General features: G+C 62.7%; 17 protein-coding genes and 2 pseudogenes. 9 read left to right on the top strand and 10 right to left on the bottom strand.

Annotation, left to right across the window (positions count from 1 at the left end; translation table 11 throughout):
* Positions 1-16 precede the first annotated feature (16 nt).
* Together H276_RS0113640 and H276_RS23000 are read right to left on the bottom strand one after the other, a co-directional pair.
* Entirely contained in the window at positions 17-1,393 is a 1,377-nt protein-coding gene (locus H276_RS0113640) for a hypothetical protein (protein ID WP_019971867.1), read from the bottom strand.
* Between the two features lie 116 nt (positions 1,394-1,509).
* Positions 1,510-1,719: pseudogene (locus H276_RS23000) on the bottom strand (transposase); the annotation flags it as partial.
* Positions 1,720-1,843: 124 nt separating this feature from the next.
* Here H276_RS23000 and H276_RS24695 point away from each other — a divergent pair.
* Positions 1,844-2,014: pseudogene (locus tag H276_RS24695) on the top strand (IS256 family transposase); the annotation flags it as partial.
* Positions 2,015-2,066: 52 nt separating this feature from the next.
* Here H276_RS24695 and H276_RS0113630 read toward each other — a convergent pair.
* Complete coding sequence (locus tag H276_RS0113630; protein ID WP_036461079.1) at positions 2,067-3,257, bottom strand: MFS transporter; 1,191 nt, start codon at positions 3,255-3,257, stop codon at positions 2,067-2,069.
* Positions 3,258-3,408: 151 nt separating this feature from the next.
* Entirely contained in the window at positions 3,409-4,866 is a 1,458-nt protein-coding gene (locus H276_RS0113625) for a PLP-dependent aminotransferase family protein (protein ID WP_026356968.1), read from the bottom strand.
* A gap of 752 nt (positions 4,867-5,618) precedes the next feature.
* Here H276_RS0113625 and H276_RS22995 point away from each other — a divergent pair.
* From H276_RS22995 to H276_RS0113600, 5 genes are all read left to right on the top strand, one after another.
* Entirely contained in the window at positions 5,619-6,692 is a 1,074-nt protein-coding gene (locus H276_RS22995; protein WP_019971863.1) for a GAF domain-containing protein, read from the top strand.
* Between the two features lie 1,317 nt (positions 6,693-8,009).
* Positions 8,010-9,476 carry an APC family permease gene (locus H276_RS0113615; RefSeq protein ID WP_051111443.1) on the top strand — a complete coding sequence of 489 codons (1,467 nt, stop codon included), beginning with the start codon at positions 8,010-8,012 and terminating at the stop codon, positions 9,474-9,476.
* A gap of 95 nt (positions 9,477-9,571) precedes the next feature.
* Positions 9,572-10,900 (top strand): aspartate aminotransferase family protein, encoded by a 1,329-nt coding sequence (locus tag H276_RS24120; RefSeq protein WP_196807908.1) that lies wholly within the window; start codon positions 9,572-9,574, stop codon positions 10,898-10,900.
* Positions 10,901-10,938: 38 nt separating this feature from the next.
* Positions 10,939-11,847, top strand: a complete 909-nt coding sequence (gene pdxS, locus H276_RS0113605; RefSeq protein ID WP_026356967.1) for a pyridoxal 5'-phosphate synthase lyase subunit PdxS — start codon at positions 10,939-10,941, stop codon at positions 11,845-11,847.
* Positions 11,848-11,977: 130 nt separating this feature from the next.
* Complete coding sequence (locus H276_RS0113600) at positions 11,978-12,811, top strand: GNAT family N-acetyltransferase (protein ID WP_019971859.1); 834 nt, start codon at positions 11,978-11,980, stop codon at positions 12,809-12,811.
* Between the two features lie 45 nt (positions 12,812-12,856).
* On the opposite strand, the gene menE is transcribed toward H276_RS0113600, so the two are convergent.
* Positions 12,857-13,969: an o-succinylbenzoate--CoA ligase gene (menE, locus tag H276_RS0113595; protein ID WP_081625475.1), complete on the bottom strand. Its 1,113-nt coding sequence runs from the start codon at positions 13,967-13,969 to the stop codon at positions 12,857-12,859.
* Between the two features lie 38 nt (positions 13,970-14,007).
* On the bottom strand, positions 14,008-14,340 hold the full coding sequence (locus H276_RS0113590; RefSeq protein WP_019971857.1) for a DUF3349 domain-containing protein: 333 nt from the start codon (positions 14,338-14,340) through the stop codon (positions 14,008-14,010).
* A 283-nt stretch (positions 14,341-14,623) separates the two neighbouring features.
* On the opposite strand from H276_RS0113590, the gene H276_RS0113585 reads away from it, so the two are divergent.
* From H276_RS0113585 to H276_RS0113575, 3 genes are read left to right on the top strand one after another with little or no spacing between them, the layout of a single operon-like run.
* Positions 14,624-15,871 carry an inorganic phosphate transporter gene (locus H276_RS0113585; RefSeq protein WP_019971856.1) on the top strand — a complete coding sequence of 416 codons (1,248 nt, stop codon included), beginning with the start codon at positions 14,624-14,626 and terminating at the stop codon, positions 15,869-15,871.
* Between the two features lie 34 nt (positions 15,872-15,905).
* Complete coding sequence (locus tag H276_RS0113580) at positions 15,906-16,184, top strand: hypothetical protein (RefSeq protein ID WP_019971855.1); 279 nt, start codon at positions 15,906-15,908, stop codon at positions 16,182-16,184.
* Between the two features lie 13 nt (positions 16,185-16,197).
* Positions 16,198-16,506: a DUF3349 domain-containing protein gene (locus H276_RS0113575; protein WP_019971854.1), complete on the top strand. Its 309-nt coding sequence runs from the start codon at positions 16,198-16,200 to the stop codon at positions 16,504-16,506.
* Positions 16,507-16,560: 54 nt separating this feature from the next.
* Here the strand turns inward: H276_RS0113575 and H276_RS0113570 are convergent, their stop codons facing one another.
* The 4 genes from H276_RS0113570 to H276_RS0113555 are packed head-to-tail and all read right to left on the bottom strand — an operon-like array spanning position 16,561 to position 21,215.
* Positions 16,561-16,944, bottom strand: coding sequence for a VOC family protein (locus tag H276_RS0113570; RefSeq protein ID WP_019971853.1), 384 nt, complete (start codon positions 16,942-16,944; stop codon positions 16,561-16,563).
* 45 nt (positions 16,945-16,989) lie between these two features.
* Entirely contained in the window at positions 16,990-17,859 is an 870-nt protein-coding gene (locus H276_RS0113565) for an SDR family oxidoreductase (protein WP_019971852.1), read from the bottom strand.
* Positions 17,860-17,898: 39 nt separating this feature from the next.
* Positions 17,899-20,796: an RND family transporter gene (locus H276_RS0113560; RefSeq protein ID WP_019971851.1), complete on the bottom strand. Its 2,898-nt coding sequence runs from the start codon at positions 20,794-20,796 to the stop codon at positions 17,899-17,901.
* On the bottom strand, positions 20,793-21,215 hold the full coding sequence (locus tag H276_RS0113555; protein WP_019971850.1) for an MmpS family transport accessory protein: 423 nt from the start codon (positions 21,213-21,215) through the stop codon (positions 20,793-20,795). The genes H276_RS0113560 and H276_RS0113555 overlap by 4 nt, the downstream gene beginning before the upstream one ends.
* Positions 21,216-21,318 lie beyond the last annotated feature (103 nt).

Genomic DNA, 21,318 nt, shown 5'->3' with positions numbered 1-21,318 from the left:
GCTAGTGAAGCGGCCTCTACCAGTTGGTCAGGATGAGGTGGTTCAGTGCGAGCGCACCGATTACGTTGACCGCCAGCCAGAATCGCGCTGAACGCTGCGGCAGGAATGCTCCCGCGGCGGTCAGCCACACCGTGAACGGTAGCCAGATGCGTTCGGTCTCGGCCTTGCTCAGCATGCTGAGATCGGCGAACAGGATTGCCACCAGCGCGGCGATCAGCACCAACCGCAGTCCCGGTTGCCGACGGATCGCGGTGATATCGAACAGTCGGCCGATCCCGGCCACACTGCCCAGACCGATGGCGCAGACCACCGAGGCGAGGTTGGCCCACGCCCAGTATTGGAACGGCCGGTTGGCGGCGATACCGTCCCAATAGCGTTGCTGGACCAGGGTATAGCCGTCGAACCACCAAAAGCCTGCCGCGAGGAACGCCGCTACCACCGCCAGCGCTGCCACTACGGCGGGTATCAGCACGCGCAGCGCCGATCGCCAGTCCGCCGCGGTGAGCAGCACGGCCAGCGCCGGAAGCGCCATCAGCACCAGCCCGTAGTTCAGAAAGATGCCCCAGCCCAGCAGCAGGCCGGCCGCGCCCGCCCACAGGGTCGTTTCTGCTCCCCGCGTCCGCGGCACACGGTGTCTGCCGTGTACCGCCAAGGCCAGCAGGGCGATTCCCCACGCGGCGACGCCCGCGTAGTACCCGTCTGCCGAGACCGCGATCCAGATGGCGGTCGGGGCCACCGCCACGAACGGCGCGACGCGTCGTGCGGTGGCTTCGTCGGTGAGGGCTCGGGCCGCGACGACGATCGCCGCGGCGGCGCTGGATCCGGCCAGCAGGCACAGCAGCCCGGCCCACGCGCCGCCGCCGAGCCCCATGCGATCCAGCCACACAAAGGTCAGCAGCGCGCCAGGGGGGTGACCTGACACGTGGGTGATCCACGAATCCGGTTGATGGTCAGGGATTCTCGAAGAGAATGTACGCAACGCCGCGGGGATGTCGGTGATCGTCGGCACCTGCCGCAGGTATTCATATGGCGCGGTGAGGCGGCCGGCGAAGCCGCGCTGCCAGCCGTCGATCATGGCCAGCGAGAAGGCCCACACGCACGACACGGCCCAGGCCGTCACCGGCAGGGTCCGCCAGGGAAGCCGCTGCGCGAGCGTCGGGCCCCACCACACGGCGGCCACCGCAATGACGATCGCCGGGACGGTGCCCCAGCCGACGTGTGCATTCCACCAACCGAAAATCGGTGCGGTGTCGGCGAAGCTGTAGATCTGGCCGGCCGTGCTGTTGATCAGTGGCGTGACGCTGCCGAGATGCAGATGCGGCACCACGAACGCCGCCACCACGAGGGCCAGACCGATGATCACCGCGACAGCTTCCCGGCGCCCGATCTGCATGCGGTCAAGCCTAGTAGTAGGACTTTGTCAGGTGGGGAAGCGGTGGTGGCGTAGTGGGCAGGTGCCGATCCAGATGGCGAGTGCGCGTTGGATTTCGCGCAGGATGCCGTAGAGGGTCAGTCCTGCCCGGTGGCTTTTGGGAGGGTCAGGTGCAGGGTGGTCAGGAACAGGTGGGCGGCGGTGACGAGGGTGGCGTGGTGGTGCCACCCGAGCCAGGAGCGACCTTCGAAATGGTCCAGGCCGAGACCGGTTTTGAGTTCGCGGTAGTCGTGCTCGATGCGCCACCGAAGTTTTGCCAGCCGCACAAGGTCGGCGGCGAGGGTGTCGGCGGGCGGGACTGTCGCAGTATCGGTGTAAGTGGCCTAACGGTCCCCGGTGTGTCGGGGACGGAAAGGTCACGAAATGATCGAAGACTGTCGTGGCGGTGGAGCCATCACAGAATGTTGAACACGATCTCGCGGCCATTTTCCCACCGAGCAGGCCGCCCTCAAATGCCTATACTTGGTCACCCGGTCACTGGACCCGACCGGGACCGGCCAGTAGCGATGGACGATGCGCACGAAACCAGCACTGAACGCCTTCGCGATCACCTTCGCCGACCGCATGCCCGGAAGCGAAACCGCCCATCGGCGTTACAGCACGCACCAAGTGCCAGAGCGCGCCGACGCTCCTCTCACCGAGCACGGTCGGCGTAACGACTCATCGCTAATGCCCCCAAACTGGGGCCGATCGCCAGAACCGTTAGCGCCCAGCGCCAACCGATGTGGTCAGCCAGAACAGGCACCAGATGGATGGTAATGATGGTCAGAAGGAATCCGAAAGCTGTCTGTGCAGTGAGCGCGGTACCCACCAGTCGCGGATTCGCGGTTTCGCTAAGGGCCGTGGAAAACACACCTGAATCAGCGATCACCGCTGCACCCCAGACGAAAAGGAATGCTGCCAACAACGATAACGCCTTAGCGAATAACAGCGGTGATAGTATGCAGCATAACGCGCTAAGGACCATCGCCGATACCGCGGCCGGGGAGCGCCCGAACCGGTCGGCTGCGTAACCACCGATCAAACAGCCCAGCACTCCTGCCGCTCCGATTGCAGCGAATGCGGTGAGATGGACGACGGACCCGGTCGAGCCGTCGCGAGCTTGCTGGCTAGCCAGAATGAATGCTGGCATCCACGTCCATAGCGCATAGAGTTCCCACATGTGTCCGAGGTATCCGAGAACGGCCAACCGCGGGCGCCGTTCGGTGAACATGCGGAGTGCATAGCCGGGGTCACTGACGGGACGCGCCGCCTGCAAGTGCGGGCCAGCGGTGACGCACTTACCGGTGACCAAGCCCCCGACGAGCGTGACTGCTGCGGCGCTGAACATCACGCTTTGCCATGACTGCGGCCCGATGCCTCGAATCAACTGTGGCAGCGCGGATCCGAGTGTAAGCGCCCCCACCAGAATGCCTAGCGCCAACGCGCGAGTGGCGGGAGTGGCCCAACTTGCGATCAGCTTTACCCCAATGGGATACACGCCCGCCAGCGCCACACCAGTGCATAGTCGCAATAACGCGACGACAGAAAAGGTGCTGGCGCACAAGGGGAGTACGAATGTGCAGCCAGCCGCGAAGGTGGCGCTGACGCAGAACACTTGATGGGCCGGGAAGCGGTCAGCGATATTGAGCACCGCTGACGCGATAGCTCCCAGCACGAATCCGAGCTGAACGCTAGAGGTAAGCGCCACCGAGGCAATGCCGGTGATGTCCAGGTCGGCCGACAGGCTTGGCGCGACTGCCGACGCAGAGAACCAGCACGATAGGGCAGCAACCTGACACAATGCGATCAGTACGCGCTGGACGTTCGCGGTAGCCAGACTCATCAGCACGGTACCAGCTCGGAAGAGCTTGCTCCGCAGTCACAATGCGTCGAATGGCGGCTGCTAACTAAGAAGACGATGACGGGTACCATAAAGGTTCATTTTGTCGTCGCAACGTTGCATAATAGTTGCCGAATCCGCGGCATTGCGGGCATTACAGGCGGTTGGCCGCGGCTCCCAATACTTTCAGACCTTCTCTTATCTTATCCAACGGGATGGTGGCGTAGCCGAGCCGAATGTAGGACGTCGTACGAGCAGTTCCCACGAAGAATGTGCTGCCGGATTCGATGAGCACACCAGAACGTGCGGCTTCAGCGGTGAGCTGATCGCTGTCCAAACCCGGAGGAAGTTTCAGCCAGAGGCTGGTTCCACCCGTAGGTGGCACAAAGTCCCACCCGAGTTCTTGTCGAATCCCGGCGATCATGTGCCGCCACTTTTCCCGCAGCTGGATCCGGTGTCGACGGAGCGCTCGATGATAGGCCCCCGATTCGATGAGCAATGCCAGTGCGCGTTGGATCTGTCCCGGTGGATGCCGTACCGAGTAACGTCGGTCGGATCTCAATCTTTCGATCAATGGTGCTGCCGCCACTACATAGCCCATGCGAACTCCGGGGGCGAGAAACTTCGAAAAGCTTGCTACATACACCACGCGCTCACCGGGAGCCGACCTCAGCGCTGGCATCGGTCGCCCGACATAACGAAACTCGCTGTCGTAGTCATCCTCGAGCAAGAATGAATCAGTCTCTGCAGCGCGATCGAGTAGGTATCGCCGACGCGCGATACCGAGGCTCACGTTGGTGGGGTACTGATGACTCGGTGTGATCGATACGATGCGTGCACGATCGGGAATGCTGTGCACCATCATCCCCGCTGCGTCGATCCCGACCGGGATGAGGTCGGCGCCCGCCCGATGCAGGATGTGCCACGCGTCCGGGTAGCCGGGGTTCTCCACCGCTGCGGCGTCGCGCGGCCGGATCAGCGCTGAGGCGGTCAACTGAAGACCGTGTTGTGCACCAATGGTGATCAACACCTGTTTGGGATCAGCACGAATTCCCCTCTGCGGCAGCACACTACGGCAAAGCTGGTCAACAAGCATGGGATCGTCCGTGGACCCCGCGTCACGCAGGCTGTATTCGGCATGCGGGCTCTGAAGAGCGGTACGTAAGGCCTGCATCCACGGGCCGACGGGAAACGACTCCGTCGGTACCTGGCCATAGATGAACGGGTAAGGATAATTTTCCCACGCTGGGTCGTAGTCGATCTCTGGTATCCCGATGTCATGACGTGGCACCAGCTGACCCGCCCAATCTGCGTTGTCAGAGCAAATGCTGGGGTCGAGTTGCCGATTCGCCGCACGCTGTTGCATCGCGGCGATGAGTTCGCGGTTAACGCGGTAACCGCTGCGCGGCGCGCTATAGATGAATCCCTCTGCGACAAGCTCCTGGAAGGCCAGGTTGACCGTTGTTCGGGAGATCCCAAGTTCAGCCGACAGCGCGCGCGAGGACGGCAGTGCGCTGGCGTGGTACTCGCCCGCGGCGACAGCGTCCTCGATCGCGTACCTGAGCTGGCGGTAGAGAGGGATCGAAGAGCTGGGGTCGAGAAGAAACGGCATGACCGCTCCGATGGTCTGGTCCGCGGCCCGCGTGTGGACGAGCCCAAACACTTGTTACCACAGCCGCCACCGGGCGAACCACGGGGCCGCTGACGCCCGTAGGCAGTTGATAACTGCTGCGGGGCTCCAAAGTTCGTTGACCAGTTAGGCGCTGGGCGATCGCGCACAACCCGATATTGCCAAAGCTCGCAACCAAACACTCCAGCACCAGAAATCTGGATATATCGAACGCGGCAAATATGGATCTTTTACCGAGGCCAGATAGTGGCTAGCATGACGCAGATCATGTTTCCACTAGATAGTGATATGCATCATCCATACGGCTGTAAAGCGCCCTGTGGTTGGGTCTCTGCCACCCGAGCGGACGCGCTTGGATCGACCCGCTCGAATTGGTTGTTTGAAGCGCGGGCAATGGTGTCGAGCGACGATGGTGGCAGTATCCCCGTCGCGATCAACCGACACCTACGGGCGAGTCGCATTCGGCTTATGCAGGCGGGACATGTTCCGAGAAGGCGGGCTCGATGACCTCAATCGCGCAAGCCATTCGAGACCGAGGTCCAGTGATGCGGGCTCAGGTGGCTGCGTCGTGGGAACGGTCAACCGCAGCGGGGGTGCCGCCGGAGCTGACCGAGCCGACTATCACATTCGATAGCGTTGACCTCCAACAGCACCGTGAGACACATCCTCTCGCCAAGGTTTTCCCGCTCCTGGACGAAGTGCTAGGCCAAGCGGTGAGGGACTGCGGAGCGGTTATGGCGATCGCAGATTGCGAGGGCACCTTGCTGTGGGTTTCGGGGGGATCCCAATCGCTGCGGCACGTGGAGCGGATCGGCTTCGTCGAAGGCAGTAACTGGGACGAGCGCCTCGCCGGTACCAATGCACCTGGTCTATGCCTCGCCACCGGTCAGCCAGCGACAGTTACCCGAGACGAACACTTCCGCGTGAGTGTCCGCTCCTGGTCGTGCGCAGCAGCCCCCATCTACGACCCGGGAAGCTCACGGATTCTCGGCGTACTCGACATCACCGGAGGAGATCAGGTGGTCGTGCCACAGACGATGGCCATGGTTCGCGCCGGGGCACGGTTAGCGGAGTCCGAACTCGCTGCAGTGGCGGTGTCTCGACACGTTGAGCAATCCAACTCAGGGATCGACCTCATTCTGGAGATTCTTGGCCGTAACGAAGCCGCACTCACGCTCAACGACGACTACGGACTTGCATCTCGAGTGCCGCTCTCTCGCCGGCACAGTGAGATCGTAGCGCTGCTTGCGACGACTCCGTCTGGACTGACAGGGGACGAACTGGGTGTGCTCTTATACGAGGACGATGGCGCTTCGTCAACCTTGCGGGCCGAACTGAATCGTCTCCGCGTTGTGCTCGGCGGCGACCTGCTGGCTTCCCGTCCCTACCGCCTGTGTCGCGACGTCACCGGGGACTGGCTCGCGGTGGAGGGACAAATCGCGGCAGGCGACGTACGAGGAGCGATGCGTCAGTACAGCGGTCCGCTCCTGCCGCGCTCGAGCGCGCCTGGCGTGGTGCAGATTCGAGAGGAATTGGAGGCAAAGTTGCGGCGCGCTGTGCTCGCATCCGGCGAGGCAGATCTGATGTCGACCTGGACTCGATCGAGTTGGGGGCGCGACGATTACGAAATGTGGTTGACCCAGCGTCAGATCGTACCGCCGCGCTCGCCGATGCGAGCACTCATCGACGGTCACATTGACCGCCTCGATCGAGTCTTCGGCGGTACGCCCGTACAGTCCATCAAGAGTCCCGCTCATACATTCAAGGCAGCCCGCGAGGAACGTCTGCGCCACGGTCGACGAGACTGAAACATGGTCCAGTTGATATGTGCCTAAACGTATTTGCTAGCAAGCTTGCGCTACCTCGACTCCCTTCAAACTCGGCCAGGCTTTCACCTGCCCCGGCAATCATCGCCTATCTTTGGCCCGTCGAGGCCGGTGCATTGCAGGAAGGACGAAGACCGACTCCATGGCAGCGTTGGCTCCGCACCGACCCGTTCTATCGATGCCCTTAAACCGTTGTGCAACAGTGCCTATAACAGCTTTCGTCGCCGAAGTTGGGCGGATTCAACCGGTCGTCACAACGCCTCGACTTGTCGGAGCGGCGTGGTGTTCGAGCGTCGACGGTTTTGTCGTCTGCCTCAAGCGCTGCGACCAACATGAATCTCCACTCGTATGACCGAACGCCTACGCCGCGGCGTGGCAGTAACGAGGACGCGAATAGCCTCCTGCGTCAGTACGTCCCGACGGGAGGAGTCTTGCCGCAGCAGGCTATCGGGCATCTTGTGGCGGTTGCCGACCTACTCGACACCAAGCCACGAAAGTCCCTCAAGTGGCAGGTACAACCGGTGGGCCGAACGAATCGCGCAATCGTCGGCATAGATGTCGCGGCGGGGGCGTCGTCCAGGTGTGCGTCGCGCCCCGATCCCGCTGCAACGGGCTTGCTTTGCGCCAGATGCGGAACGCCTGGGTAGGTGAATCTCGAGACCCGGCAGGCCACCGCGACGGGGACGCCGTCGTAGGAAGGCCGAGGACCTGCGGCGTATCGACCGGCCAGGAATGGTACATGGGTAGCCAATTTTGCGATCACAAGCGAAAACGCAACTACGTTGCAACGTCGGACGAACAGACTCGTCAGTATGGCAATCCCACGCCACCATCACCATTCGACTTCGCAATCTTTCGACACGCGGTGCCCCGTCGACTCGGCGAAGACCGTACCCGCCCGAATCGACGGTATCGCCGACAGCGGTGGTGCTTTCCAAACCGGCTCGATTCACCCCGCTGTGCCTGGCTCTTCCGTCTACGCGGTGAACACCGACGAGCACAGCACCAAATCAGTCACCGCTACCCCGGCGGCTCACGGCAACGGTCACCGATCGGCGGACCTCAGCTACCAAAGCTTGCGCCCTATCCGCGCACCTGGCGGGGACTTCGTGCCCTGCGTAAGTCACCTCTGGGACGTAGTAGGACGGGGGGTGTATACGCCGGCCTCAAGCCGAATGGATGCACGTGCCTAATAGGCGAACTAACAGTTACAGGTACCGAAATCGGTTGGGACAGCGTAGTAATTGAGAGGAGAAGGGGAAGGCCAAAGCCGTCGAGCCGCCATACCCAAACTTAACGATGAATTCTACATCTACACCAGAAAGCTCTGGTCGCAACGTCGACGCGGGCGTCGATAATAAATTGCGCGGCAAATTAGGAACGCCGCAAATCGTTTTCATGGTGATTGCGGCGGCCGCGCCATTAGCGGTCGTCGGCGGAAACGTTCCTCTCGCCATTCTGAGCGGCAACGGACCCGGCGCTCCCGTAGGTTTTGTCGTGGCTGCTCTCGTCATGTTTGCATTCTCCGTCGGATTTGTGACAATGACGCCCCATGTGACGAAGCCCGGCGCGTTCTACGCCTACGTTCGCGAGAGTCTCGGGCGTCGCGGTGGCCTAGCAACTGCGTACCTAGCACTAGTGACGTACACCGCGATTCAGGTTGCCAACTATGCTTTTGGCGGTGCAGTCCTGCACGAATATTTTGCCACAAATGCATCATTATCACTGCCATGGTGGGTTTATGTAGTCGGCTACGTAGCACTGGTCGCTTACCTTGGATACCGAAATATCGATCTAAGTGCCAAGGTCCTAGGTATCGCATTGGTTCTCGAGATCACCGTTGTAGCCATTCTGGACGTCATCATCTTCGCCACCGGTGGCCATGACGGTATATCTGCGGCACCAATCTCGGCGACCAATATATTCACCGGCGCCATTGCGGTCTCCATCCTCTTTGCGCTGACGGGTTTCATCGGCTTCGAGTCGACAGCTATATACCGAGATGAAACGCGTGATCCAGATCGCGTAATACCTCGATCAACTTATATAGCGCTGTTCATTATCGGCGGATTCTATGCATTGTCATGCTGGGCACTTGTCGTAGCGTGGGGGCCCGATAATGTAGTCGAGAAGGCCGGAGAAAATCCCTCAGCCTTCTTGGTCGCAACCGTCAATGTCTATGGCGGATTCATATATCGAGAGATCGTCAATGTGCTGATGATGGTGAGCATATTTGCGTGCGTACTCTCATTCCATAATATCATCTCCCGGTATCAATACGCCTTGGCCCTGAGCGGAGAGTATCCGAAGCGATTCGCGTCAGTGCATCCAAAGCACAAGTCACCCGCGTTCTCATCATTGGTGCAGACAGCAACGGCTGTTGTCATTCTGATTCCCTTTGTGCTCAGCGACGCCGATCCGCTGGTGAACGTCTTTGGGACGATGGCGGGCGTTGGAACCGTGGGGATGATGCTGCTGTTGATAGTCACATCGTTTTCTATATTTCTGTTCTTCCGACGGGGACGAGCGGTCCCGAAGAGTCTATGGCATTGTTACGTCGCTCCGATCTCGGCGACGCTACTGTTGGTCGGTTGTCTCGCACTCGCACTTTTACACTTCACCCTCATCACCGGGCTGCCAGCAGCCGTTAGCTATTCCCTCGCTGCTGTACCGCCAGTCGTATTCATCGTCGGTCTCATCGTCGGCAAACCGCGGCAAGGCGATTTGTCGAATCATGATATCGACCATACATCCAGTTCAATCTGAGTGCTCGGGCCTCAATGTCAAAATTGATCTGAACACCTCAGGATATCGACCTAACTCGACTGAGAAGTTGAGCCTCGAAAATAGAGAAGGCAATGATGGAAATCAATGACATGAGCACTGAAGATGCTGTAAAGCTGGACAGTAAGCATGTTATTCACGGTTGGGGATACGATCCGCTGGTCCTGGTCGAAGGGCACGGATCGATAGTCGTCGACAACGAAGGGCGGGAATACATTGATTGCATGTCTCAAGCCCACGTTGCTAACATTGGCCACTCACATCCGCGGTATGTCGCCGCCGTGAAAGATCAAGTTGAGCGGATTTCCCATGTACAAACATGGCATGTGAGCATCCCGCGCGCAGAGCTTGCCAGGAAAGTAGCGGACATTGCGCCGGGGAAAATGCGGAATAACTGCAAGATCTACTTTTCGTGCGGCGGCTCCGAAGCAAACGAGACGGCGCTCAAATTTGCGATGGTCACGACAGGCAAGAAACAAATAGTTACGACATACTACAGTTATTTTGGTGGGACATTGGCACTGGCTGGCCTCGCGGATCCCGGAAATACGCCAGGGCACGCATGGTTTCGCGAACGGGCCAACACCTACCCGGGTATCAGCCATATTCCAGCCCCGTATTGCTATCGATGCCCATTCAACCTTAAGCCCGATAGCTGTGACGTCGAGTGTGCTACGTATCTGGATCAACACTTGACACATTCCACTGCCGGCGACGTGGCAGCATTCATCACCGAACCGATCAAGAGTGGTGTCGGCGGAAATATCATGCCGTGTCGAAAGGAGTACTGGAGCATCATCCAAGACATCTGCGAAAAGCACGGTGTGTTGTTGATCATCGACGAGGTCGTTTCGGGCATGGGGAGAACGGGGAAGGTTTGGTCGTGTGAATTATGGGGATTTGAGCCCGATATCCTCACGACAGCCAAACCTATCGGTGGTGGTATCCCGCTGGGAGCGACCATAATTCGTGATGATTTGGTACCAAGCGGGCTGGAAACCGAAGCCTGGCACCACTTCACACAAGGGGGATCGCCGATCGCCGCCGCCGCGGGGATCGCAGTCGTGGACGTCATGCTGGAGGAGAATCTTCCCGCGAAGGCCGAGCGTCAGGGCGATCGAATGCTCAAGCGGTTGAATGAGCTGCGCGATCGTCACCAGCTGATCGGTGACGTACGGGGAGCCGGACTGCTGATCGCACTGGAGTTGGTCACGGACCGGAATACGAAGGAGCCTGCCGTCGAGCAGGGCCGTAGGGTTTATGAGGAGAGCATGCGCAACGGGGTTATCTTCGGTCACTACCCGGCCGGAACGATCCATATCAAACCACCCTTGGCGATTTCGGATGATCAGGCCGACAGAGTGCTCGAGGTACTCGACAACGCCTTAACTTCGGCCGCAAGATGAGCCACGACGTGCAGGGAGTTGTCAGCAACGAGTCCATGATGGACCCGATTGTCCGCACGGCCGGCCCGCAGACTGGAACATCCCGCGTGAAGCGCGGTATGGCAGAGATGCTCAAGGGCGGGGTCATCATGGATGTGGTAACCCCTGAGCAGGCGCGTATTGCGGAAGGGGCGGGCGCGGTGGCGGTGATGGCCTTGGAGCGCGTGCCGGCCGATATCCGCGCGCAAGGCGGTGTAGCGCGGATGAGTGATCCCGATCTAATCGATGGCATTGTCTCGGCAGTGAGTATTCCGGTGATGGCCAAGGCGCGAATTGGCCATTTCGTTGAGGCGCAGATACTACAGAGTCTAGGTGTCGACTACATTGATGAATCTGAAGTATTGACACCCGCTGATTGCGCCCACCACATCGACAAGTGGGCCTTCAACCTTCCGTTTGTCTGTGGGGCGACCAATCTGGGCGAGGCGTTGCGTCGTATCGCCGAAGGTGCGGCAATGATCCGGTCCAAGGGTGAGGCTGGCACCGGCGATGTGTCCAACGCGACAACTCACATGCGGTCGATCGGAGGGATGATTCGTCGGCTCACATCACTGCCGGAGGATGAGTTGTTCGCTGCGGCTAAGGAGTTGCAAGCACCCTATGACCTAGTGGTGGAGGTCGCTCGGGCCGGGAAGCTACCCGTGACGTTGTTCACCGCCGGGGGTATCGCGACGCCGGCGGACGCGGCGATGATGATGCAGCTTGGCGCCGAAGGGGTCTTCGTGGGCTCGGGCATCTTCAAGTCACAGGATCCAGCCCGACGCGCTGCTGCGATTGTCAAGGCGACCGCCTTCTACAACGATCCCGACGAGCTGAGCAAGGCGTCACGCGGGCTGGGCGAGGCAATGGCCGGCATCAACGTGGACGATGTCGCGCCACCGCACCGGTTCGCCGAACGCGGCTGGTGATTTCGGCGGAACCACCAGTGGGTGGACACACCACTAGGCGGGCGTCACCAGGGCGTGTCTGACCATTCGGGACAGCGTTCCCCGAGTTTTCGGTGGCGAGCGGTCCGAGACAGATGAGATCGTAGGCGACGTGCACACCGACGTACTCTTCTGCGGCACCGACCTGGCGGCCCGTATCGAGCGAGCCGAGACACAGTTGATCGTCGCGGCCACGCACGCGGCGGGTCGCCGCGGCGCGAACGTGCTCGCGGTACCGGTGGCCGGCGGTTACGCGTGCTTCGCCGAACCCCGGTCGCCACTGAACAAGGTGGTGGGGTTGGGTTTCGATGGTGTGCCCGACACCGCGCTGCTCGGCGAGGTCGAACATATGATGGCCGCCCGCGGCGCTGCCGCCACCCAGGTGGAGCTGTCCACGCTGGCGGATCCGGCGATTGCGGCATTGCTGACCGGCCGCGGTTACCGGGTGGCCGGATTCGAGAATGTTCTCGGCCGGGCGGCGGCCGGCGCCGAGGAGGCCGTGGCCGGTGTCGAGGTCCGGCGCGCCGACGACCTCGACGCGTGGGTGGACGTGGTGGTGCATGGGTTCGCCCACCCCGACGGTGTCGGGGTGCCCGGCCACGAAGAATTCCCACGCGATGTCATCGAGCGGGTCGAACGTGACATGGAAAAGGCCGGCGCCGCAGCGTATATCGCGGTGTGCGACGGCGTGGTGGCCGGCGGTGGCAGCGTCCGGTTCGCCGACGGGATCGCCCAGCTCACCGGCGCTGCCACCGCACCGGCCTACCGGCGCCGCGGCGTGCAGGCCGCGCTGCTCGCTGCCCGGCTGGCCGACGCCGAGGCCGCCGGCTGCGAGATCGCTGTCGTCACCACCGCTCCGGGCTCACAATCTCAGCAGAATGTGCAGCGGCGCGGCTTCCAGTTGCTCTATACCCGGGTGATTCTGCTGAAACCACCTGCCCAGTAACGGGTTTCGTTGTAGCAGCTGTCGAGTTGGCGCCGGCTCGGGTGCTCAGCCGAACCGTGTCGCCAACGCCCGACGGTCGAGCTTGCCGATGCCGCGCCGGGGCAGTTCGTCCACGACGTGGATCTCGCGCGGCGCCGCCGTCGGGTCCAGCGTCTGCGCGATGTGGGCGCGCAGTTCGGTCACCTGCGGGGCGGCGGCCGAGGCCAGCACCACCGCTGCGACCACCCGCTGGCCGAGGCGTTCGTCGGCGACGCCGAACACCGCGCATTCGGCGATGGCCGGGTGGGTGGCCAACGCCGATTCCACCAGCTGCGGCAGCACGGTCAACCCGCCTGTGCTGATCGCGTCGTCGACCCTGCCCAGGACCCGCAGCACCCCCGCGTCGTCCACGACACCGAGGTCGTCGGTGCGAAACCAGCCGGGTTCGGCGAACGGGTCGGGGCTTGAGCCAATTGCTCCTTGCGTCCGCACCGGGTTGCGGTACCCCTTGGCTAGCGTTGCCCCGCCGAGCAGAATCCGGCCGTCATCGATGCGCACCGACACCCCGTCCAGCGGCGCCCCGTCGTAGACGCAGCCGCCCGCGGTCTCACTCATGCCGTAGGTGCGCACCACCGTCACACCGGCTGCGGCAGCGCGTTCGGCAACCCCGGCGGGCATCGGGCCGCCGCCGATCAGGACGGCGTCCAGGGCGGCCAGTGCCGCGGCCGCCTCGGCATCCCGCAGGGCCCTGTCCAGCTGCACCGCCACCAGCGACGCATACCGCCGCCCGGAGCCCATCGCTGCGACCGCGCGGGGTAGATCACCGACATCGAACGACGGAGCGATGGTTACCGGTGTGGTGCCGGCGACGACGCTGCGGACCAGGACCTGCAGCCCCGCGATGTGATGGCCCGGCAGCGCCGACAACCAGCGCCCAGGCCCACCCAGACGTCGGTGAGTCGCGTCGGCGCTGGCCCGCAGTGCCGACGCGGTCAGCAGGGCTCCCTTGGGGATGCCGGTGGTGCCCGATGTCGACACCACCACCGCGACATCGTCGTCGATCGGCGAACCGGCGCGTAAAGCCGTTGTCAGCAGCGTTGCCTGGCGTTCGTCGTCGGCGGGCACCGGAAGGATCGCCGAGTCCCGGCCGGCCAGAACGGCCTCCAGGACCGGTAACAGCGGCGCGGTGGTGCCGACACCGATCGGGCGCAGGATTGCTATGCCGACCCCTCTTGTCCGTCGGCGGAGTCCTCGCCGGTCTCGTGGTCGCGCGCATCGTCGAGCGGCCAACCCTTGGCGGCCAGGCGTTCACGCACCCGTTCGATGTCCTCGGCCCGCGGCAGCTCGTCGGTGATCTGCGTGATCAGCACCCCGATGTCGACGTGATCGAACTCGCCGCGGTCGATGAGGTCGCGGGCGACGGCCTTCACCTCCTCGTTGGTCAGACGCCGGGACAGCAGAGCCAGTAGCGGCACTCGATCGGCATCGGGCACTCCTTCGGGATAACCGGACTTGAGCCAAGCCGCGATCTTGGCGAGAAAGGTGTTCACTGCAGCAACTCCTGATGGGGAACCGGGTGAGGATCCCGGGCATGCGACGGAGACTGCCTTAGATGGTAGTGCCGCTGAGACCGGTGCATTCGCTGAGGCTTGTGGGTCACAGTGACGGTATCGCGGCGATCCGCTCGCCGTTGCTACTGGCAAACACCTTGAAGCCCTGAGATGAACAGTCGGTGAACTCATCGCTGAATCAGTAAAACTGCCTGTTGAGAGGGTTAATTCAGGCAGTGCACCGGCTGGTCAAAATTGCCGGTAGTCCCCCAGAATTAGCGCCATGAGCGCAGAGCTGATCATTCTGGTGTTGTTGATAGCAACGGCACTGGCCTTCGACTTCACCAACGGCTTTCACGACACCGGCAACGCCATGGCGACATCGATCGCCACGGGAGCACTCAAGCCCAAGACGGCTGTCATCCTCGCCGGCCTCCTCAACCTGGTCGGTGCGTTCCTGTCGGTCGAGGTCGCGGTCACGGTGACCACCTCGGTGGTCAAGGTGCAGGACAGCAAGACCGGCCACCTCCTGCCGTCGATCTCCTCGTCGACCGGTCTCACCATCATCTTTGCCGGCCTCATCGGTGGCATCCTGTGGAACCTGCTCACCTGGCTCTTCGGTATCCCGTCCAGCTCGTCGCACGCGCTCTTCGGCGGTCTGATCGGGGCTGGCCTGGCGGCGCTGGGCAGTGCGGGGGTCAACTGGAACGGCGTTATCTCCAAGGTGCTCGTCCCGGCTGTCGCTTCACCCGTCATCGCGGGCATCGTCGCCGCGGTCGGAACGTGGCTGGTGTATCGCATCACCCGAAATGTGGCGAAGAAGCGTCGCGAACAGGGCTTCCGCTGGGGGCAGATCGCCACCGCCTCGCTGGTGGCGCTGGCTCACGGCACCAATGATGCGCAGAAGACCATGGGTGTCATCGCGCTGGCCCTCATCACCACCGGCCACCTGACCGGCGACGTGAAGGAAAATGGCTTGCCGTTCTGGATCATCCTGTCGTGCGCACTCGCCATCGGCTTGGGCACCTACATCGGCGGTTGGCGCGTCATCCGCACCCTCGGCAAGGGCCTGGTCGAGATCGAGTCCCCGCAGGGCTTCGCGGCTGAGGCCTCCTCGGCGGTGGTCATCCTGAGTTCTTCGGCTGCCGGCATGGCCCTGTCGACCACCCATGTCGCGACCGGTTCGATCCTGGGCAGCGGTGTGGGTAAGCCCGGCGCCGATGTGCGGTGGGCGGTTGCCGGGCGCATGGCTATGGCCTGGCTGGTCACCCTGCCTGCCGCCGGCGTCGTCGGCGCGCTGTCCTTCTGGTTGTCCGAAGGCGTCGAGACGCTGACCGGTTCGGCTCTGGTGGGTGACGGCCTCATCTTCGTCATCCTGGTGGCGCTCTCCGGCTACATGTGGTGGCGTGCCCAGCAGCAGAAGGTCGACCACAGCAACGTGAACGCCGATTGGGACGACACGACCAACTCGGTCGTGCCCGCCGATGTCCGCCAGGCCTCCAAAAGCGGCGACAAGACCGCAGCAGTCTGACTGGGCTTCGAGACCAACGAATAGGGATTGACTGATGACTTATATAGAAGCCATTTTCAAGGTGCTGGTAGTCGGACTGATTCTCGGTGCCGGACTGCCTGCGCTCTTCGCGAGCGGGTTGGTGGCGTACTCCAGCGGTGCCGGTGGCACCCACGAGGACGGCACGGTCTCGACGCCGAATCAAGCGCTCAAGGCGCTCGGGCTGCTGCTGTTCGCGGTGGTTGCGGCGGTGATCGTGATCGCGATCCTCTACATCACCAAGACGACGATCATCCACCACTTCGGGTTCAACCCCGTTCCCTTCATCCCGTGAGTGAGCTGACAATATGACTGAAACCACCGGTGTCGTCGACAATGTCTTGGCCTGGCTGCACGAGGGCTATCCCGAGGGCGTGCCGCCGAAGGATTACTTTCCGCTGCTGGCGCTGTTGAAGCGCGCGTTGACGGAGGATGAGATCATCAAGGCCGCGCAGGCGATCCTGCGGTCCAATGATGGTGACGACCCGGTGACCGAGGCCGAGATTCGCAGCGCCATCCAGCAGGTCACGGAGAAGGAGCCGAACCCCGAGGAGATCCATCAGGTGGCGGCCCGGCTGGCCTCGGTCGGCTGGCCGCTGGCGGTGCCGAGACGCTGAGCCCATATGACGAAACCCCCTGCCGCGGCAGGGGGTTTCGTCATATCACGGACATCAGTCTCGGACGTCGTGGCGCAGCGGATGCGTGTCAGGGACTTCGACGAAGATCAGCGTGATGCCGTCTGGATCAGTCACGTGCATCTCGTGCAGGCCCCATGGCTCCTCCTGCGCGGCCCGGGCGATCCGCACGCCGCGGCTCTCCAGCTCGGCCTGCGCGGCGTAGACGTCACGCACCTGCAACCACAGCGCACCGGGGAAGACGCCGGATTCGGTCGGGCTGTGGTGGCCGGCCAATTCGATCAGCGACTGACCTGCGTAGAACACCGTGCCACCCGGGTACTCCCGCGCGATCGCCAGGCCGATCCCGTCGCGGTAGAACTCCAGCGATTTCGGGTAGTCGACCGGCCGGATCAGCATCCGGGTGACCAGGATCTCCATAGCGCTCTGTCTACCATCGGGTCCAGGCTTCGGCGGCGTGACACGTCAAACTGGCTGGACGCGCTGCCGTTTCATCATCGCGTCCACCAACGCGGGGGACACGGTGTTGAGTGCCTTGGCCGCGACCGCCATCCGCGGCGCGATCTGCACGGGGCGAGTGCGGGCCGCCGTGACCATCCAGTCGGCGGCTTCGCTTGCCGACAGCCCGGGCAGTCTTTCGTAGGCTCGGGTCGGGGCGATCATGGGCGTCTTCACCAGCGGGTAGTACAGCGTTGTGGAGTGCACCCCTGCCGCGGACCATTCAGTTTCGATCACCCTGCTGACCGCACTGAGCGCCGCCTTCGACGCGTTGTACACCGCGAACAGTGGCGCGGATTCGTTCATCACGCCCCAGGTGGCGACGTTGATGACGTGCCCGTCGCGGCGTTCCCGCATGCCAGGAGCCAGCCCGCGGATGAGCCGCAGCGGCGCGTAGTAGTTGAGCGTCATGGTCCGTTCGACGTCGTGCCAACGCTCCAGTGACTCGGCCAGCGGGCGCCGGATCGACCGACCGGCGTTGTTGATCAGGATGTCCACCCCGCCGAGGTCCCGCTCCACCGTGGCGACCAGTTCGTCGATCGCGTCCAGATCCGACAGGTCCACCGCGTGTGCGCGGGCGTCGCCGCCGCGGGCGGTAATCCGCCCGACCAAGTCGTCCAGTAGTTCTCGGCGACGGGCCACGGCCACCACGATGGCGCCGCGTGCGGCCAGCTTTTCGGCGGCGGCCTCGCCGATACCCGAGGATGCACCGGTCAGCAGGATGCGCTTCCCGCCGACGTCGATGTCGCCCCGGCTGTGCAGCCGCTCGGTCAACGGTGGGCGCATGCCGGTCAGCAACAGCTGTTCGGACAGCCGGCGCAGCGGATTCTTGCTCATCCGACGAGTCTAGGAACAGAGCCGTTCGAGTGAACTTCGTCAGGCCGGCGTTTGGGCGGGATCGCGATGGATCGGTGTCGGCCACGGTTGCGGTATCGGGCGCGGACGCACATGCTGCGGCCACCAGAACCAGCGTCCGAGCAACGCTGCCAGCGACGGTGTCATGAGCGATCGCACCACCAGGGTGTCGAACAGCAACCCCAGGCCGATCGTCGTACCCACCTGTCCGATCACGATGAGAGAGCTCACCGACATCGACATCATCGTGAACGCGAACACCAGACCTGCGGCGGTGACCACGGATCCCGTGCCGGCCATCGCTCGGATGATGCCGGTGCGCACTCCGGCATGGATCTCTTCTTTCATCCGGGAAACCAGCAGCAGGTTGTAGTCCGCACCGACGGCCAGCAGAACGATCACGGACATCGGCAGCACCATCCAGTGCAGCGGAATCCCGACGACGTGCTGCCACAGGAGGACCGAAAGACCGAACGACGCGCCGAGGCTCAGCACCACGGTCCCGACGATCACGGCCGCGGCCGCCACCGCACGGGTCAGCACCACCATGATCAGGAAGATGAGGATCAACGAAGCGACCGCCGCGATGAGCAGATCGTAATCGGCGCCCTGCTGCATGTCCTTGTACATGGCTGCGCTGCCACCGATGTAGACCGTCGAGCCCTCCAGCGGGGTGCCTTTGATGGCGTCTGCTGCCGCGGTGCGCAGCGGATCGATATGCGAGGTGCCTTCCTCGGTCAGCGGATCACCCTGGTGAAAGACCGTGAACCGCACCGCGTGTCCGTCGGGCGACAGGAACAGCTTGATGCCCCGCTTGAAGTCTGCCGTCTGGAAGGCCTCCGGCGGCAGGTAGAAGTTGTCATCGTTGCGGGACGCGTCGAACGCCTGTCCCATCGCCGTCTGATTGTCCTGCTGGGCGATGTTCTGATCCTGCTGCGCCTTCTGCGCCTGATACTGGTTGAGCAGGTACTGCTTCTGGTTCTTCATCACCTGGATCATCGGGGGCATGGAGGCTGCCATCTGCGGGGTCAGTTCGGCCATCCGGTTCAGATCCGGGACGATGTCCTGGAAGTCGTCGGACATGGTGCCGATGCCGTCGAGGCTTTCGAAGATCGACCGCAGCGACCAGCACACCGGGATGTCGAAGCAGTGCGGCTCCCAGTAGAGGTAGTTGCGCATCGGGCGGAAGAAGTCGTCGAAGTCGGCCAGATGATCGCGCACCTGGTTCATATCCATCGAAGTCTTACCCATCTTGTCGGCCATCCTGCGGGTGACCTCGGCCAGCTGCAGCGTGATCTGGTACAGCCTCTCCTGCGAGTCGATGGTCGTCTGCATGTCGTTGGCCTGCTTCAACGTGTTATCCAGCACGGTCTGCTGGTAGTCGTTGTTCATGAGCGTGCCCGTACCGCTCTGGCTCATGGAGTAGGGCACCGAGGCATGCTCGATCGGCTTGCCGTCGGGCCGGGTGATGGTCTGAACCTGGGCGATACCGTGCACTCGCACCATCGCCTTGGCGATCTTGTCGATAACCAGGAAGTCGGCCGGATTGCGCAGATCGTGGTCGGCTTCCACCATCACCAGTTCCGGATTCATCTTGGCTTCGGAGAAGTGCCGGTTGGCTGCGGCGTACCCGACATTCGCCGGTACATCGGCGGGCAGGAAGATGCGGTCGTTGTAGGTGGTGTGGTAGCCGGGCAGTGTCAACAGGCCCACCAGAGCCGCGATGACCGCCGTCACCAGGACCGCGCCGGGCCAACGGACAGTGGCGGTGCCGATGCGGCGCCAGCCTCGAGCCCGGTCCATGCGTTTGGGATCGAGCACTTTGCCGAACCGGGTGACCAGGGAGATGAGCGCGGGCCCGAGGGTCAGTGCCGCGGCGACGACGATCGTCATCCCGACCGACAGCGGGATACCCATGGTCTGGAAATACGGCAGCCTGGTGAAGTGCAGGCACAGGGTCGCCCCGGCGATCGTCATGCCCGATGCCAGCACCACGTGCGCCGTGCCGTGGAACATGTCGTAGTAGGCCGATTCCTTGTCCTCGCCGTTTCTCCGCGCTTCCTGATATCGGCCGATCAGGAAGATGGCGTAGTCGGTGGCCGCGGCGATGGCCAGCGTCACCACCATGTTGGTGGCGAACGTGGTGAGCCCAAACACGTTGTGATAGCCCAGGAACGCGACGATGCCGCGGGCCGAGGACAATCCGATCACCACCATGAACAGCGTGATGAGCACCGTGACGACGGATCGGTAGACCATGAGCAACATCACGGTGATGACCGCAAAGGTGAGCATTTCGATCGTCTCCATGCTCGCGTCGCCGACGGCATTCTGATCCGTCGTGGTCGCGGCAGGCCCCGTCACGTATGCCTTGACGCCGGGCGGCGCCTGGGTTTCTTTGACGATGTCGCGGACGGCATTCACCGACTCGTTGGCAAGCGCTTCGCCCTGGTCACCGGCGATGTAGACCTGGACGTAAGAGGCTTTGCCGTCGATACTCTGGGCGCCGGCCGCAGTCAGCGTGTCGCCCCAGAAGTCCTGGACGTGTTGAATGTGTTTGGGGTCGGCCCGCAGTTTGCGGACCATCTCGTCGTAGAACGCGTGCGCGTCAGGACCCAGTTTGTCCTGACCTTCGAGCACGATCATCACCGAGCTGCTGGTGTCGTACTCCTGGAACACTTTGCCGACGTGTTTCGTCGCGATCAACGCCGGCGCATCGTTGGGACTCATCGATACCGCGCGCATCTTGCCGACGATTTCCAGTTGTGGCACAACGGTATTGAGCAGCGCGACGATGACGAGCCAGCCCAGCACGATGGGGATGGAGAAGGTGCGGATGAACCATGGCAGCCGGGGATGTTCGACGTGCGGGGCCGGTGGTATGGCGTCGGTGGGGGTCTCGTCGGTATGGAGCGTCATGCGGCCTTCACCAAGCAGTACGTCGCGGCATTCACGCCCTGGGCGGTCCTTTCGTCCTTCACCACGTCATCGACGGTGACCCGGCAGCCGATCGATTGACCGTCGCCCTGCACCAGCAGGTTCGGCTGCACGGACGGGATGGTTGTTTCGAGTCGCAGGGACCAGGGCACGCTGGTTTCGGTCCGCTGCGGCAATCCGTTGAGGTCGGTGTAGTTGACGGTTGCGGTGGTTCCTGTGCCGAAGACCTCGTAGACGACGACCTTCGGATTGAACTTGGCTGCGGTGTCCGACCCGACCGGTGTCACCACCGCTCCATCGGAACCGAACACCGACCGTAGCTGGGAGACCGTGAGTATGCCGACGACAATCGCCACCACCATGAGGACCGGCAGCCAGCCGCGTTTGAGTACCGCGATCACCGGGCACGCCGAACTGCAGCCATGGTGGAAGCCCTTCCCCGAAATGCTGTCGCGCACCACTGGCGACAACGAGCCTGGGTAGAGAATCTAAGTGAATAACTGG

The sequence above is a fragment of the Mycobacterium sp. 141 genome, from assembly GCF_000382405.1.
Classification (GTDB): domain Bacteria; phylum Actinomycetota; class Actinomycetes; order Mycobacteriales; family Mycobacteriaceae; genus Mycobacterium.
Note: the sequence above shows the minus strand (reverse complement) of the source record. Positions and strands in the feature narration are given on the sequence as shown.